Here is a 14,951-nt window from a genome sequence, read left to right as displayed (position 1 = left end):
CCTGGGCAAGACGTTGCCGCTTGCGTTTGAACGCGTGGCAACGTTGCCGGTCAGACGAGCCTGGAAGAATTTTTTTAGCCATCAGGAGATAGACCATGACGATTCGCGTCGCAATCAACGGCTACGGCCGGATCGGCCGCAACACGCTGCGCGCCTTCTATGAAAACGGCAAGAAGCACGATATCGAGATCGTCGCCATTAACGACCTCGGCGATGCCAAGACCAACGCTCACCTGACGCAATACGACACGGCGCACGGCAAGTTCCCGGGCGAAGTGTCGGTGGACGGCGACTACCTGGTTGTGAACGGCGACAAGATCCGCGTGCTGGCCAACCGCAACCCGGCAGAACTGCCGTGGGGCGAGCTGAACGTCGACGTCGTGATGGAATGCACGGGCTTTTTCACCACCAAGGAAAAGGCCAGCGCGCACATCAAGGGCGGCGCGAAGAAGGTCATCATCTCGGCGCCGGGCGGTAAGGACGTCGACGCAACGATCGTCTACGGCGTGAACCACAACGTGCTGAAGGCATCGGACACGGTGATCTCGAACGCATCGTGCACGACGAACTGCCTCGCGCCGCTCGTCAAGCCGCTGAACGACAAGATCGGCCTCGTGAACGGTCTGATGACCACGATCCACGCGTACACGAACGACCAGGTGCTGACGGACGTGTACCACGAAGACCTGCGCCGCGCGCGCTCGGCCACGCACAGCCAGATCCCGACCAAGACCGGCGCGGCTTCGGCTGTTGGCCTGGTGCTGCCGGAACTGAACGGCAAGCTGGACGGCTACGCTATTCGCGTCCCGACGATCAACGTGTCGGTCGTCGACCTGTCGTTCATCGCCGCGCGCGACACGACGGTTGAGGAAGTCAACGCGATCATGAAGGAAGCATCGGAAGGCGCGCTGAAGGGCATCCTCGGTTACAACGACGCACCGCTGGTGTCGGTCGACTTCAACCACAACCCGGCTTCGTCGACGTTCGACGCGACGCTGACCAAGGTGTCGGGCCGTCTGGTGAAGGTGTCGAGCTGGTACGACAACGAGTGGGGCTTCTCGAACCGCATGCTGGACACGGCTGTGGCGCTCGCCAACGCGAAGTAAGCTCTGCAGCGCTTCGCAGCAAAAAAAACCGCTCTTCGGAGCGGTTTTTTTACGCCTGTGTTTACGCCTGTGGAATCGGGAAATAGACGCCGGCGCGCTGCGCGGCGTTCGAGATATGCGCCTCGATGGCTTTGCCGGCCGCGGCGGAATCGCGGGCCTTGAGGGCATCCAGAATCAGGCGATGCTCGTTGTACGTGGAGAGCACCAGCTCGCGCCGGTAGAACGGCATGCGCTGGCTTTCTTTCATGACCTCCGCGCTGCTGCTCAGAATCGATTCGATCGCCGCGTTGCCGGCAATACTCACGATCCGCATGTGGAAGTCGAAGTCGAGGCGGGCGGCTTCGTCGAGTTCGTCGCAGGCGAGCGCCGTTTGCATGGCGGCGATGTTCTCTTCGAGCCAGGCGAGATCGGCATCGCTGACGGCGAGCGCGGCCATGCGTGCAATAAAGCCTTCCAGCGCGAAGCGCATCTGATAGGTGTCCGGCAGCGAAGACTGCTCCGCGAAGCGCCACGAGCGTGCCGCGGTGGCCTGCGCGCTCTCCACATACACCCCCTTGCCGGGCCGTATCACCAGCAGACCCAGCGCCTCGAGCGTGGAGAGCGCCTCGCGCAACGACGCACGGCTGATCGCCAGTTCTTCGGAAAGTTGACGTTGCGCCGGCAGCAAACTGCCTACCGGATAGACGCCCGCTTCGATCCGTTCGCGGATGGTCGCGATGGCGGCATCGGTAACGGTATGCGGGGCGTTCTTCATGGTTGGCTCACTTATAAGCGCGGTCTGACCAGTATTCTAATACGCGGCCCGAACGCTCGTGCGGCTCACTTTTTGAGGTTGCCGATCCGGCCCGAAAGCGCTGAAAAAACAGCGGGTAAACACTGTTCGATGAATCCTTGACGTCAGTATATCGGCTTCCTACTATTCACCATAACAGCACTGGTCGGACCAGTCTGAACAGAGGTGTATCGTAACCAGGAGGAAGCCGTGTTGAAATTTTTCAATTCGCTGTTTGGCCGGGTCGTCATAGCGCTAGTCGCGGGTATTGTGATCGGCGCCGTCTTCCCGCATTTCGCCCAATCGCTACGCCCGCTCGGCGACGGTTTTCTCAAGCTGATCAAGATGGTGATCGGCCCGATCGTGTTTTGTGTGGTGGTCAGCGGCATGGCGCATGCGGGTGATCTGCGCAAAGTGGGGCGCGTCGGCCTAAAGGCGGTGGTCTACTTCGAGATCATGACGACCATCGCGCTCGTGATCGGCGCGGTGCTGGCGTATGCCACGCGTCCGGGCGTCGGCATGAATATCGACCTGCACTCGCTGGATCCCGCCTCGCTCGCGACCTACACCGAGCATGCGAAAAGCCTCAAGGACACGGCCGGCTTTCTTCTGAAGATCATTCCCGACACGGCGATCAATGCGTTCGCCACGGGCGACATCCTGCAGATTCTGGTGTTTTCGGTGCTGTTCGGTTCGGCGCTGTCGCTGCTCGGTAACAAGGCGCAGCGCGTGAGCAGCCTGATCGACGAGCTCTCGCAGGTGTTTTTCCGCGTGATGAGCTTCATCATCAAGCTCGCGCCGCTCGGCGTGCTTGGCGCGATTGCCTTCACCACCGGCACCTACGGCGTCGAATCGCTCAAGCAACTCGGCATGCTGGTGCTCGTGTTCTACGCGAGCTGCATCGTGTTCGTGGTGGTGGTGCTGGGCATCGTCATGCGCCTCGCCGGCTTCAGCATCTTCAAGCTGATGCGCTACCTGCGCGAAGAGCTGTCGATCGTGCTCGGCACCGCTTCGTCCGACGCCGTGCTGCCGCAGATCATGCGCAAGCTCGAATGGATGGGCGTCAAGGATTCGACCGTCGGGCTCGTTATTCCGACCGGCTACTCGTTCAATCTCGACGGCTTCTCCATCTACCTCACGCTTGCGGTGATCTTCATCGCTCAGGCCACCAACACGCCGCTGTCCATGCATGACCTGATCGTGGTAGTGCTGGTCTCGCTGGTGACGTCGAAGGGCGCACACGGCATTCCCGGCTCGGCCATCGTCATTCTGGCCGCCACGCTGTCCGCGATTCCGGCGATTCCCGTGCTGGGCCTCGTGCTGATTCTGCCGGTCGACTGGTTTGTCGGCATTGCTCGCGCCCTGACCAACCTGATCGGCAACTGCGTCGCGACGGTGGTGGTCGCCGTGTGGGAAAACGATATCGACCGGGCGCGTGCGCGTCGCGTGTTGAACCGCGATGCGGCATTGCGCTACGTGCCGGCCGGTGACATCGCCGAGCCTGCCGAAGGCCAGCACGCACCGGCTGTCTGAGGATTGTCTTCCGAATCCGCGCGCCCACGCAGCGCGCTTACTGCGCCGGCAGACGCTGTGAATGCCGGCTCTCTTTCTCTTTTCGCTGCCTGACCGAGACTATGGCTAATCCGATCCTCGACCCCAACGCTCCCGCTTTCACCCGCCGCTACATGAACCTCGCCGACCCGCGTCTGGGCGCGCAGGCGCTGTTCGCCAGCGACGAATTCTTCGCGCCGAAAGAACGCATGCTCGAACCGCAGCCGGCGGTGTTCATCCCCGGTAAATACGATGACCACGGCAAGTGGATGGACGGCTGGGAAACCCGCCGCAAGCGCACCACGGGCCACGACTACTGCGTGATCCGCCTCGCGCGCCCCGGCGTCGTGTACGGCGTGGATCTGGACACGAGCCACTTCACCGGAAATTTCCCGCCGGCCGCCTCGATCGACGCCTGCTACGTGGACGGCGACGTGCCGCCCGATAACGCCGACTGGCAAACGCTCGTGCCGGCCACCACGCTGCAGGGCAACCAGCACCACTACGTCGAGGTGAACGATGCGCGCGCCTTCACCCATTTGCGGGTGAATCTGTATCCGGACGGCGGCCTCGCGCGCCTGCGCGTGTACGGCCAGCCGAAGCGCGACTGGGAACGGGTGGAGCGCGGCACGCTGCTGGATCTGGCCGCTGTCGAGAACGGTGCGTACCTGGTCGCGGCGAACAACCAGCATTTCGGGCCGGCCTCGCAGATGCTGATGCCTGGCCGCGGCGTCAACATGGGCGATGGCTGGGAAACCCGGCGCCGCCGCGAGCCCGGCAACGATTGGGCGATCGTCGCGCTGGCGCGGCCGGGCGTGATTCGCAAGATCGAAGTGGATACGGCGCACTTCAAGGGCAACTTCCCGGACCGCTGCTCGCTGCAGGCGGCCTCGGTGACGGGCGGCACCGACGATTCCCTCGTCACGCAAGCGATGTTCTGGCCCGTTCTGCTCGGCGAACAGAAACTGCAGATGGACCACGTGCATACCTTCGCGGACGGCATCGCTGCGCTGGGGCCGGTCACGCATGTGCGTTTCAATATCTTTCCGGACGGCGGCGTATCGCGCCTGCGCCTGTGGGGAGAAATCGTATGACGGAGCTACGTCGATGAAAACATTGCAGATGGAACGGCTCACGCGCGCGGCGTTCGCGCCGTTCGGCGACGTGATCGAACTGGATGGCGCACGCCATTTCCCCATCAACGGCGGCACGACCGAGCGTTATCACGACCTCGCCAGCGTCGACGTGACGGAGAGCGGCGGCCGGCCGCTGATCAACCTGTTTCGCGCGCAGCCTCGTGCGCTGCCGGTCGAGATCACGATGATGGAGCGGCATCCGCTGGGCAGCCAGGCGTTCATTCCGTTGACGGCCGGCCGCTATCTGGTCGTCGTCGCGCCGGCCGGCGAGTTAGATCCGGCGCAGATGCGCGCTTTCTGGACCGACGCCTGGCAGGGCGTGAATTACGCGAAAGGGGTCTGGCACCATCCGTTGCTCGCGCTCGACCGGGTGAGCGATTTCGTGGTGGTCGACCGCGGCGGCGAGCAGCCCAATTGCGATGAGGTGTCCTTGGCCGAGCCGTGGCGGCTCGCGTTCGAAACGAGCGCTGCGCTGGTGGGATAGCGCGTCTCGCCGCGTGCGGCGGCCACGCCGCAGAAGAAAAAAGACCCGGCCGATGCGAATCGGCCGGGTCTTTTTTTCCCGCCGGACCGCGCACCCCAACGCGGCCCGGCAGCAGTCATACGCGCATCAATGCTTGCGATGCGGGCAATTCTCCTTGGTGCACGCACCATACAGCGCCAACGCGTGTTCCTGCAGCTTGAAGCCGCGTTCCTTCGCGATAGACTGCTGACGGCTCTCGATCTCGGAGTCGAAAAACTCTTCGACGAGACCGCAATCGATACACACGAGGTGGTCGTGATGCGACCCTTCGTTCAATTCGAACACCGCCTTGCCCGATTCGAAGTTGCTGCGCGAGAGCAGGCCGGCCTGCTCGAATTGCGTCAGCACGCGATAAACGGTGGCAAGACCGATATCGAGTTCTTCGTGCAACAGGTTGCGGTACACATCTTCGGCGGTCAGATGACGCACCGGGCTGTGCTGAAAAATCTCAAGGATTTTGAGGCGCGGAAGGGTCGCCTTGAGTCCGATATTCTTGAGATCGGTTGGATTGGTCATGACAAGGGATCCCTAGAGTACAATGCTGGGCTCTCATAGTAATGTGTTTTTGCCGTTCTGGTCATCTTCGATGGAATGAAACTCGCGCGGCTCGTCAGCGGGCCCGCACGGTGAGTGAAATGATTTCTAAATCTCAATTGATTTACCGGGGGAGCCGCGTGCGGGGTACCTTGATCGCAGTTGCCACGGTTGCGGTTCTTGCCGGATGTTCCACTTACGACAGCCTGACGCAACGTATCGCCCAAAGCATCACGCCGTACCGGATCACGGTGGTGCAAGGCAATTTCGTCTCGCAGGAAGCGGCCTCGCAAATGCAGGTCGGCATGTCCCGGGCGCAGGTGAAGCAGCTGCTTGGCACGCCGCTCCTGACCGACATGTTCCACGCGGACCGCTGGGATTACGTGTTCTACTTCAAGCGCGGCTCGACGGCCGTCGTGCAGCAGCGCGACTTCGTCGTTCTGTTCGCGGGCGACCGCGTCGCGAGCTGGTCGGGTGGTGACGATCTGCCGTCCAACCTCGAGCTGCTGGCTGAAATCGACGGCGACAAGGCGGGCAAGAAGAGGGCCGCGGCGCCTGTCGTGGCGAGCGGTGCGGGCGGCGCGAGCGCGCCGGCAGCCACCGCCGCAGCCGTGCCGACCACGCCGACTGTGCCGGATACCGCGCGTTCGCCGTCCGCCGACGCCGCGGCAGCCGCTGTGCCGTCCACGGACGCCAACGCGGAAGCCGCGCAAGCCGCCAATCGTGCGACCGGTGCGGTGCAATTGGCGCCGCGTAGTACGCGGGCAGCCGTGCCTTCCGCACCAACCGCCAACGGTGGCGGCATCCCGTCGCAGGGCCCCACGGCCGCGGGTCAGCCGCAGTTCCAGTTCCACCGTCCGCCGCCGCCGCAGGTGCCGGGCACGGACAACAGCAATCCGGTTGGGCCGACGGGGCCGCAAAGCAGTAATGGCGGCCCGACGCACAACACGCCGCTGACCGCTGTTCCGTCGACTTCGGGAACGGGCGGCTGATCGAGCTGTCCGTGTTTTAAGATGGGAGCTGCGCGCGAGTGAGTAACCGCACCGCGCGCGGCACCCGTCCGGTTCACTGCTGGTCAGTGATGCGCGGCGCCGGGGCTTGCTGCCCGCCGCCGCCTTTGCCCGCCCTTGCCGGGTGTGCATTTTTCGAACCCTCGCGAACCCTCGTAGCCATGAAAATTGCCATTGCTGGCGCATCGGGCCGTATGGGCCGCATGCTCATCGAAACCGTCCTCAACGATCCCGACGCCACGCTGTCCGGTGCGCTCGACCGCGCGGGCGCCCCGCAGCTCGGTCAGGATGCTGGCGCGTTTCTCGGCAAACAGACGGGCGTGACGCTCACCGACGACATCGAGCGCGTATTCGCCGAATCCGACTACCTGATCGACTTCACGCGCCCTGAAGGCACGCTGATGCATCTCGAAGCCGCACAGCGCCACAACGTGAAAATGGTGATCGGCACGACCGGCTTCGACAACGCGCAGAAGGCGCAGCTGCGCGCCGCGGCGGAGAAAGTCGCCATCATGTTCGCGTCGAACATGAGCGTCGGCGTGAACGTGACGCTCAAGCTGCTCGAGTACGCGGCGAAACATTTCGCCACGGGCTACGACATCGAGATCATCGAGGCGCATCACCGCCACAAGGTCGACGCGCCGTCCGGCACGGCGTTGACCATGGGCGAAGTGATCGCCAACGCGCTCGGCCGCAATCTCGACGACTGCGCGGTCTACAGCCGCGAAGGCGTGACCGGCGAGCGCGACCCGTCCACGATCGGCTTCTCGGCGATTCGCGGCGGCGACATTGTCGGCGACCATACGGTGCTGTTTGCGGGTATCGGCGAGCGCATCGAGATCACGCACAAATCGGCAAGCCGTTTGTCTTATGCGCAAGGCGCGCTGCGTGCCGTGCGTTTCCTCGAAGACCGCCAAACCGGCTTCTTCGACATGCAGGACGTGCTCGGCCTGCGTTGAAGCCGGCTCGAGCGAATCGCAGGGGCCTCGTATCCCCTGTTTGCGCCCTGAAATCACTTTTCCAAGGCGAGGTCAGATGGCAGGCAGCAGCGGCATCATCCATTACCTGCAAACCAGCGACGCGGTCACGCACGGCGTCGCGTACGTACTGCTGGCCATGTCGATCGCGAGCTGGTGCTTTCTGGTCGTCAAGAGCTGGATCCTCGCGCGCGCCAAACGTCAGGCTACCCGTGCGATCGCTCAGTTCTGGCAGGCGCCCACGCTGTCCGAAGGCGTCGCGGTGCTGAAACGGGTGGACCGCGAGCGTGTCTTCACGCCGCTCGCGGAAGCGGCGCTCCATGCCTCGGAAGTGGACATTCCCGGCGCGCTGCTCGCCCGCGTCGAGCGCGGCGAGCGGGTTCTGCGCGCGCTGCGGCAGGCGCTCAATGCGTCGCAGCGGCGGCTCGAATTTGGCCAGGTGCTGCTGGCCTCGGTAGGCAGCACGGCGCCGTTCGTCGGCTTGCTCGGCACCGTGTGGGGCATCTATCACGCGCTCGGCAGCATTGCCGCGAGCGGTCAGGCGCAGATCGAAAATGTCGCCGGACCGGTCGGCGAAGCGCTCATCATGACCGCCTTCGGCCTTGTGGTCGCGATTCCGGCGGTGTTGGCGTACAACGTGCTCGGCCGTCTGGCGCGGCAATTGTCGGACGATCTCGACGGCTTCGCGCATGACCTGCACGCCTACGTGTGTGCGCCGGTGGAGCCGGCTCCTGTCGCGGCGCGCCCACGGCCGGCCTCGACTCATTAAGCGCGGCTCGGGCAGAGGGAGGCAGCATGGCATTCGGCGGACTCGAAAAGAAGCAGACGTCTGCGCCCATGGCCGAGATCAACATGACGCCGTTGATCGACGTGATGCTGGTGCTGCTGGTGATTTTTATTATTACCGCGCCTTTATTCACGCACGCGATCCGGCTCGATTTGCCGAAAGTCGCGTCCGCGCCCGCGCGCCAGACGCCGCAAACCATTTCCCTTTCCATCGACGCCGCCGGCAAACTTTACTGGGACGGCAGCGTCATCACGCTCGAGCAGATGCGCGCGCGCTTCGCGCAGGCGGGCAAGCAGGCCGACCAGCCGGAGATCCAGCTGCGCGCTGAACGCTCCACGCGCTATGAGGTGATCGCGCAGGTCATGGGCGCGGCGCAGCAGGCCGGGCTCGAACGGCTTGGTTTCGTGACGGACCCGCCGCCACCGAAAGCGACCCCGTAGCGAACCTGCCGCGAACTCATCGTCACACCGCCCGTATCGGGTCCGAACATCCCGCCGCGCGGCGTACCCGTCCGCGGACGGTATAATCAGCCCTTTCCCCCGCAGACGGGGAAACGACGCCATTTTCATCCAGCAGAGCACCTGAGCGGCCGGTGCGAAAGCACCGAACCCAGCGATCCCATCACACCATGCACGAAAAATACGTACCCTCCGACGTCGAATCCGCCGCGCAAGGGCAATGGCGCGCCATCGACGCGTACAAGTCGACGGAAAGCGCCGACAAGCCGAAATTCTATTGCGTCTCGATGCTGCCGTACCCGTCGGGCAAGCTGCATATGGGGCACGTGCGCAACTACACGATCAACGACGTGATGTACCGCTATCTGCGGATGAACGGCTACAACGTGCTGATGCCGATGGGATGGGACGCGTTCGGCATGCCGGCGGAAAACGCCGCGATGGCCAACAACGTGCCGCCCGCGCAGTGGACCTACGACAACATCGCTTACATGAAGAAGCAGATGCAGTCGATGGGCCTCGCGATCGACTGGTCGCGCGAAGTCGCGACCTGCAGCCCGGACTACTACAAGTGGAACCAGTGGCTGTTCCTGAAGATGCTGGAAAAGGGCATCGCGTATAAGAAAACCGGCACGGTGAACTGGGACCCGGTCGATCAGACCGTGCTCGCCAACGAGCAGGTGATCGACGGCCGCGGCTGGCGTTCGGGCGCGCTCGTCGAAAAGCGCGAAATCCCGATGTACTACATGCGCATCACGCAGTACGCGGACGAACTGCTGAACGACCTCGACGGCCTCGGCTGGCCCGAGCGCGTCAAGATCATGCAGCAGAACTGGATCGGCAAGAGCTTCGGTGTGAACTTCGGCTTCCCGTACGAAATCGACGGTGAACAGAAGCTGCTGCGCGTGTTCACCACGCGTGCCGACACGATCATGGGCGTGACCTTCTGCGCGGTCGCGGCCGAGCATCCGCTCGCCACGCGTCTCGCCCAGGACAAGCCGGAACTGCAGGCCTTCATCGAGGAATGCAAGCGCGGCGGCGTGGCGGAAGCCGACATCGCGACCATGGAAAAGAAGGGCATGGCCACCGGCTTCTACGTCACGCATCCGCTGACGCAGGAACAGGTCGAGGTGTGGATCGGCAACTACGTGCTGATGAGCTACGGCGAAGGCGCGGTGATGGGTGTGCCGGCGCACGACGAGCGCGACTTCGCGTTCGTGAAGAAATACGGCCTGCCGATCAAGCAGGTGGTGGCGGTTGAAGGTAAAGATTTTTCGACCGACGCCTGGCAGGAATGGTACGGCGAGAAAACCGGTACGTTGGTGAACAGCGGCAAGTACGACGGCCTTGGCTACGATCAGGCCGTCGACCAGATCGCCGCGGACCTGAAGGAACTGGGTCTCGGCGACAAGCAGATCACGTGGCGTCTGCGTGACTGGGGCGTGTCGCGCCAGCGGTACTGGGGCACGCCGATTCCGATCATCCACTGCCCGGCGTGCGGCGACGTGCCGGTGCCGGAAAAAGATCTGCCGGTGGTGCTGCCGGAAGACCTCGTGCCGGACGGCACGGGCAATCCGCTTGCCAAGTCCGAAGCGTTCGTGAACTGCACCTGCCCGACCTGCGGCGGCGCGGCGAAACGCGAAACCGACACGATGGACACGTTCGTCGATTCGTCCTGGTACTTCTACCGCTATGCGTCGCCGGATGCGAAGACCATGGTCGACGAGCGCACGGATTACTGGGCGCCGATGGATCAGTACATCGGCGGCATTGAGCACGCGATTCTGCACCTCTTGTACTCGCGCTTCTGGGCGAAGGTGATGCGCGACCTGGGTCTGGTCAAGTTCGGCGAGCCGGCCAAGAACCTGCTCACGCAGGGCATGGTGCTTAACGAAACGTACTACCGTGAAAACGAAGCGGGCAAGAAGACCTGGTATAACCCGGCCGATGTCACCGTGAGCTTCGACGACAAGGGCCGCCCGGTCGGCGCCACGCTGAACGCGGACGGCCAGCCGGTGGTGCTCGGCGGTGTCGAAAAAATGTCGAAGTCGAAGAACAACGGCGTCGATCCGCAATTGCTGATCGATCAGCACGGCGCGGATACCGCGCGTCTATTTGTGATGTTCGCCGCACCGCCCGAGCAACAGCTCGAATGGTCCGGTTCGGGCGTGGAAGGTGCGAGCCGCTTCCTGCGCCGCGTGTGGAGTTTCGGTCAGGCGAATGAGGCCGCATTGCGTGCGGGCGGCACGTTCGACGCCGCGCAACTCGGCGACACCGACAAGGCGCTGCGTCGCGAGATCTATAGCGTGCTGAAGCAGGCCGACTTCGACTACCAGCGTCTGCAGTACAACACGGTGGTATCGGCCACGATGAAGATGCTCAACGCGCTCGACAGCGCGAAGGGTGCCCAGCCGGCCGTGATGCGCGAAACGTATGGCGTGATGCTGCGCGTGCTGTACCCGGTCGTGCCGCATCTCACGTTCCAGCTGTGGCAGGAACTCGGTTACGCCGACCAGTTCGGCTCGCTGCTCGACGCGCCGTGGCCGAAGGTCGACGAGAAGGCGCTGGAGCAGTCGGAGATCGAACTCGTGCTGCAGGTGAACGGCAAGGTGCGCGGCGCGATCACGGTGGCCAAAGAGGCCTCGCGTGAAGCCATCGAGCAGCTCGCCGCGGCTCATGAGATGGTCGCCAAGTTCAGCGAGGGCAAAGCGCCGAAGAAGATCGTCGTGGTGCCGGGCCGTCTCGTGAACGTGGTGGTGTGAGCGCCCGCGGCGTTTGCTGGACGGTCCACGAAAACATGACAGCAGCCAGGACGCCGCCGCGTGCGGCGCCTGTCTCCCGCTGAGGAATCTACTGCGAACCCAGGAGCCAATGTGACTCGCAGATCGTTATTGACGCTGGCTTGCAGCGTGTTGATGTTGTCCGCCTGCGGCTTCCAGCTGCGCGGTCAGCAGGACTACGCGTTCAAACGCCTCTTTGTTGCGGGCGGATCCCCGTCGGCCGGTGCGCGCCTCGCGCGCATGGTGCAAGGCGGCAGCGACACGGTGGTGGTCAGCTCGCCCGCCAACGCCGACGCGACGCTGCACATCGCCGAAGGCCGCGACATCAGCACGCTGACGCTGAACACGCTGGGCGTGGTCGAAGAGTATCAATTGAATTTCTCGATGACGTACTCGCTGACCGGCAAGGACGGCACCATCCTGATTCCGCCGAGCATCATCGCGCTGAACCGCGCGATGACCTATAGCGACCAGTATTCGCAAGCGAAGGTCGCCGAAAGCGACATTCTTTATGCCGACATGGAAAACGATGCGATCGACCAGCTGACGCGGCGTCTCGCGATTGTGAAGTCGCTCCATCCGACGCCGGCTGAAGCGGTGCCGGCCGTCGCGCCGCGTGCGCCGTTGCCGCCGCCGCCGCTTTGATTTGCTGTCTTTGTTCAACTTCGCCGATCGGTAGCCATGCAACTGCGACTTGACGCGCTCGAAGCGCATCTCGCCAAGGGTCTCGCCGGACTGTACGTCGTGTACGGCGACGAGCACCTGCTCGCGCAGGAAGCGTGCGACCGCATTCGCGGCACCGCGCGCGCGGCCGGCTTCACCGATCGCTCGGTGTTTACGGTCGAGCGTGGCTTCGACTGGAGTTCGCTGCTGGGCGCGAGCCAGTCGATGTCGCTGTTCGGCGACCGTCAACTGGTCGAATTGCGCATTCCGTCGGGCAAGCCCGGCAAGGAAGGCGCCGACGCGCTGAAAGCGCTTGCTGCGGCCGTCAATGACGACGTGCTGACCATGATCACGCTGCCGCGGCTCGATGCGGCCACGCAGAAGTCGGCGTGGTTTACGGCGTTGTCCGATGCGGGCGTGGCGTTGAAGATCGATCCGGTCGAGCGCGCGCAGTTGCCGAATTGGGTCGGCCAGCGGCTCGCGGCGCAGGGCCAGCGGGTGGCCGCAGGTGAAGAGGGGCGGCGCGCGCTGGCCTTCATCGCCGAGCGGGTGGAAGGCAATCTGCTCGCGGCGCATCAGGAAATTCAGAAGCTCGGGCTGCTGTATCCGGCTGGCTCGCTGAGCTTCGAACAGGTTCAGGATGCCGTGCTGAATGTCGCCCGTTATGACGTTTTCAAGTTGAACGAAGCGATGCTGGCCGGCGACGTTGGCCGTTTGTCGCGCATGCTCGACGGACTGCGCGGCGAAGGCGAGGCCGCTGTGCTGGTGCTGTGGGCAGTGGTCGAAGAAGTGCGCACGCTGCTGCGGATCAAGCGCGGCGTCGCGGCCGGCAAGCCGCTTGCGATGCTGGTGCGCGAAAACCGCGTGTGGGGTCCGCGCGAACGGCTGATCGGACCGGCGTTGTCACGCGTGAGCGAAGGCGCGCTGGAAAAGGCGCTCGCTTTGGCGGCGCGGTTGGACCGGCAGGTTAAAGGTCTGTCCGGCGGCACGCCGGGGAATCATCGCAACGACCCGCCGCCGGATCCGTGGGATGGCTTGTTCGAACTCGCCATGACGGTGGCCGCGCCGAAAACGGCGCCAGTGCCGCCGCCACGACCTCGAAGCGCGGCACCGGCGCCGGCTCGAAGGCCAGCCTGAAACGCAACGGCAGGCCTGATGTGTCCGCCAGGCGAGCGCTGAAGCGCTGACGCTAGTGTCTCCAGTGCCGCTCAAGCGTGCATCGTTTGCCTTGTGACGGCTCAGGCTGCCTGGACAGCACCGGCCGCAGCCGCGAGCAAAGCGCCTTCACCCGACTTACAATCGCTTCATCTTTCGCTAATTCTGCCTGTCCGCCGCACGTCGACGTGCGCGGCAACACGAGAATCACCATGGATATCGACCAGTACATGACCGACCTCGGCCGCCGCGCCCGCCAAGCTTCGCGGGCGATGGCACGGGCGTCGACTGCTGACAAGAACGCCGCGCTTGCGGCTGTTGCGCAAGCCATCGAACGCGATGCCGCGTTACTGAAGGACGCCAACGCGCGTGACGTCGCGCGGGCCCGTGAAAAAGGCCTCGACGCGGCTTTCATCGACCGTCTGACGCTGTCGGATAAAGCGCTGAAGACGATGGTGGAAGGGCTGAGGCAAGTTGCTGCGCTGGCCGATCCGATCGGCGAGATCAGCAATCTTAAATATCGCCCGAGCGGCATCCAGGTGGGCCAGATGCGTGTGCCGCTGGGTGTGATCGGCATCATCTACGAATCGCGTCCGAACGTGACGATCGACGCCGCCGCGCTGTGCCTGAAGTCGGGCAACGCGACGATTCTGCGCGGCGGTTCTGAAGCGCTCGAATGCAATACGGCGCTGGCAAAGTTGATCGGCGAAGGGTTGGAAGCAGCGGGTTTGCCGCAGGACGCCGTGCAAGTGGTGGCTACGTCCGACCGTGCCGCAGTCGGCAAGCTGATTACGATGACCGAATACGTCGACGTGATCGTGCCGCGCGGCGGCAAGAGCCTGATCGAACGCCTGATGAACGAAGCGCGCGTGCCGATGATCAAGCACCTGGACGGCATCTGCCACGTGTACGTGGACGATCGCGCGGATCTGGCCAAGGCGCTGACCGTTTGCGATAACGCGAAGACGCACCGCTACGGCACGTGCAACACGATGGAAACGCTGCTGGTCGCGCGTGGTATCGCGGCAGAGGTGCTCCCGCCGTTGGGCAAGCTGTATTGCGAGAAGGAAGTCGAATTGCGCGTGGACCCCGCGGCGCGCGCGGTGTTGTCGGCAGCCGGCGTTGGCCCGCTCGTCGATGTCACCGAGGAAGACTGGCGCACCGAGTATCTGGCGCCGGTGCTGGCGATCAAGGTGGTCGACGGCCTTGATGCGGCGATCGAACACATCAACGAGTACAGCTCGCAGCACACCGACGCGATCGTCACCGAAGACCACGACCGTGCGATGCGTTTCCTGCGGGAAGTGGATTCCGCGAGCGTGATGGTCAACGCGTCGACGCGATTTGCCGACGGCTTTGAATTTGGCCTCGGCGCGGAAATCGGCATTTCGAACGACAAGCTGCACGCGCGCGGCCCGGTGGGGCTGGACGGGCTGACGTCGCTCAAATACATCGTGCTGGGGCACGGCGAAGGGCGGCAATAAGCCATCAGGGCCTCT

The 14,951-nt window shown here is 63.9% G+C and carries 14 protein-coding genes; 12 read left to right on the top strand and 2 right to left on the bottom strand.

The window, feature by feature from the left end; genetic code table 11:
- The first annotated feature begins 95 nt into the window (after nt 1-95).
- Nucleotides 96-1,106, top strand: coding sequence for a type I glyceraldehyde-3-phosphate dehydrogenase (gene gap / locus A6V37_RS01925; protein ID WP_064268864.1), 1,011 nt, complete (start codon nt 96-98; stop codon nt 1,104-1,106).
- Nucleotides 1,107-1,167: 61 nt separating this feature from the next.
- Here the strand turns inward: gap and A6V37_RS01920 are convergent, their stop codons facing one another.
- Complete coding sequence (locus A6V37_RS01920) at nt 1,168-1,860, bottom strand: FadR/GntR family transcriptional regulator (RefSeq protein ID WP_064268863.1); 693 nt, start codon at nt 1,858-1,860, stop codon at nt 1,168-1,170.
- Between the two features lie 228 nt (nt 1,861-2,088).
- Here A6V37_RS01920 and A6V37_RS01915 point away from each other — a divergent pair, with 228 nt between their 5' ends.
- From A6V37_RS01915 to A6V37_RS01905, 3 genes are all read left to right on the top strand, one after another.
- Nucleotides 2,089-3,411: a C4-dicarboxylate transporter DctA gene (locus tag A6V37_RS01915; RefSeq protein WP_064268862.1), complete on the top strand. Its 1,323-nt coding sequence runs from the start codon at nt 2,089-2,091 to the stop codon at nt 3,409-3,411.
- A 101-nt stretch (nt 3,412-3,512) separates the two neighbouring features.
- Nucleotides 3,513-4,523, top strand: a complete 1,011-nt coding sequence (alc, locus tag A6V37_RS01910) for an allantoicase (RefSeq protein WP_064268861.1) — start codon at nt 3,513-3,515, stop codon at nt 4,521-4,523.
- Nucleotides 4,524-4,536: 13 nt separating this feature from the next.
- Nucleotides 4,537-5,049 carry an ureidoglycolate lyase gene (locus tag A6V37_RS01905; RefSeq protein WP_064268860.1) on the top strand — a complete coding sequence of 171 codons (513 nt, stop codon included), beginning with the start codon at nt 4,537-4,539 and terminating at the stop codon, nt 5,047-5,049.
- Nucleotides 5,050-5,175: 126 nt separating this feature from the next.
- Here A6V37_RS01905 and fur read toward each other — a convergent pair whose 3' ends face one another.
- Entirely contained in the window at nt 5,176-5,604 is a 429-nt protein-coding gene (fur, locus tag A6V37_RS01900) for a ferric iron uptake transcriptional regulator (RefSeq protein ID WP_064268859.1), read from the bottom strand.
- 158 nt (nt 5,605-5,762) lie between these two features.
- Here fur and A6V37_RS01895 point away from each other — a divergent pair, with 158 nt between their 5' ends.
- The 8 genes from A6V37_RS01895 to A6V37_RS01860 all read left to right on the top strand — a co-directional run bounded on the left by A6V37_RS01895 (nt 5,763) and on the right by A6V37_RS01860 (nt 14,936).
- Nucleotides 5,763-6,614 carry an outer membrane protein assembly factor BamE gene (locus A6V37_RS01895; protein WP_064268858.1) on the top strand — a complete coding sequence of 284 codons (852 nt, stop codon included), beginning with the start codon at nt 5,763-5,765 and terminating at the stop codon, nt 6,612-6,614.
- A gap of 179 nt (nt 6,615-6,793) precedes the next feature.
- Entirely contained in the window at nt 6,794-7,591 is a 798-nt protein-coding gene (dapB, locus tag A6V37_RS01890) for a 4-hydroxy-tetrahydrodipicolinate reductase (protein ID WP_064268857.1), read from the top strand.
- Nucleotides 7,592-7,667: 76 nt separating this feature from the next.
- Nucleotides 7,668-8,378, top strand: coding sequence for a MotA/TolQ/ExbB proton channel family protein (locus A6V37_RS01885; RefSeq protein ID WP_064268856.1), 711 nt, complete (start codon nt 7,668-7,670; stop codon nt 8,376-8,378).
- A gap of 26 nt (nt 8,379-8,404) precedes the next feature.
- Nucleotides 8,405-8,836 (top strand): ExbD/TolR family protein, encoded by a 432-nt coding sequence (locus tag A6V37_RS01880; protein WP_064268855.1) that lies wholly within the window; start codon nt 8,405-8,407, stop codon nt 8,834-8,836.
- A 188-nt stretch (nt 8,837-9,024) separates the two neighbouring features.
- Entirely contained in the window at nt 9,025-11,616 is a 2,592-nt protein-coding gene (leuS, locus tag A6V37_RS01875; RefSeq protein ID WP_064268854.1) for a leucine--tRNA ligase, read from the top strand.
- Between the two features lie 111 nt (nt 11,617-11,727).
- On the top strand, nt 11,728-12,279 hold the full coding sequence (locus tag A6V37_RS01870) for an LPS-assembly lipoprotein LptE (protein WP_064268853.1): 552 nt from the start codon (nt 11,728-11,730) through the stop codon (nt 12,277-12,279).
- Between the two features lie 36 nt (nt 12,280-12,315).
- Entirely contained in the window at nt 12,316-13,434 is a 1,119-nt protein-coding gene (gene holA, locus A6V37_RS01865) for a DNA polymerase III subunit delta (protein ID WP_064285718.1), read from the top strand.
- 230 nt (nt 13,435-13,664) lie between these two features.
- Nucleotides 13,665-14,936 (top strand): glutamate-5-semialdehyde dehydrogenase, encoded by a 1,272-nt coding sequence (locus A6V37_RS01860; protein WP_064268851.1) that lies wholly within the window; start codon nt 13,665-13,667, stop codon nt 14,934-14,936.
- Nucleotides 14,937-14,951 lie beyond the last annotated feature (15 nt).

It is taken from the genome of Paraburkholderia ginsengiterrae, from assembly GCF_001645125.1.
GTDB classification, from domain to species: Bacteria; Pseudomonadota; Gammaproteobacteria; order Burkholderiales; family Burkholderiaceae; genus Paraburkholderia; species Paraburkholderia ginsengiterrae.
The sequence above is the reverse complement of the archived record's forward strand: the minus strand, read 5'-3'. Positions and strand labels throughout refer to the sequence as shown.

What these genes read in the sequence shown, in the direction of transcription:
- gap (WP_064268864.1), top strand. Translation starts at nt 96, where the DNA reads ATGACGATTCGCGTCGCAATCAACGGCTACGGCCGGATCGGCCGCAAC.
- A6V37_RS01920 (WP_064268863.1), bottom strand. Translation starts at nt 1,860, where the DNA reads ATGAAGAACGCCCCGCATACCGTTACCGATGCCGCCATCGCGACCATC.
- alc (WP_064268861.1), top strand. Translation starts at nt 3,513, where the DNA reads ATGGCTAATCCGATCCTCGACCCCAACGCTCCCGCTTTCACCCGCCGC.
- A6V37_RS01905 (WP_064268860.1), top strand. Translation starts at nt 4,537, where the DNA reads ATGAAAACATTGCAGATGGAACGGCTCACGCGCGCGGCGTTCGCGCCG.
- fur (WP_064268859.1), bottom strand. Translation starts at nt 5,604, where the DNA reads ATGACCAATCCAACCGATCTCAAGAATATCGGACTCAAGGCGACCCTT.
- dapB (WP_064268857.1), top strand. Translation starts at nt 6,794, where the DNA reads ATGAAAATTGCCATTGCTGGCGCATCGGGCCGTATGGGCCGCATGCTC.
- A6V37_RS01885 (WP_064268856.1), top strand. Translation starts at nt 7,668, where the DNA reads ATGGCAGGCAGCAGCGGCATCATCCATTACCTGCAAACCAGCGACGCG.
- A6V37_RS01880 (WP_064268855.1), top strand. Translation starts at nt 8,405, where the DNA reads ATGGCATTCGGCGGACTCGAAAAGAAGCAGACGTCTGCGCCCATGGCC.
- leuS (WP_064268854.1), top strand. Translation starts at nt 9,025, where the DNA reads ATGCACGAAAAATACGTACCCTCCGACGTCGAATCCGCCGCGCAAGGG.
- holA (WP_064285718.1), top strand. Translation starts at nt 12,316, where the DNA reads ATGCAACTGCGACTTGACGCGCTCGAAGCGCATCTCGCCAAGGGTCTC.
- A6V37_RS01860 (WP_064268851.1), top strand. Translation starts at nt 13,665, where the DNA reads ATGGATATCGACCAGTACATGACCGACCTCGGCCGCCGCGCCCGCCAA.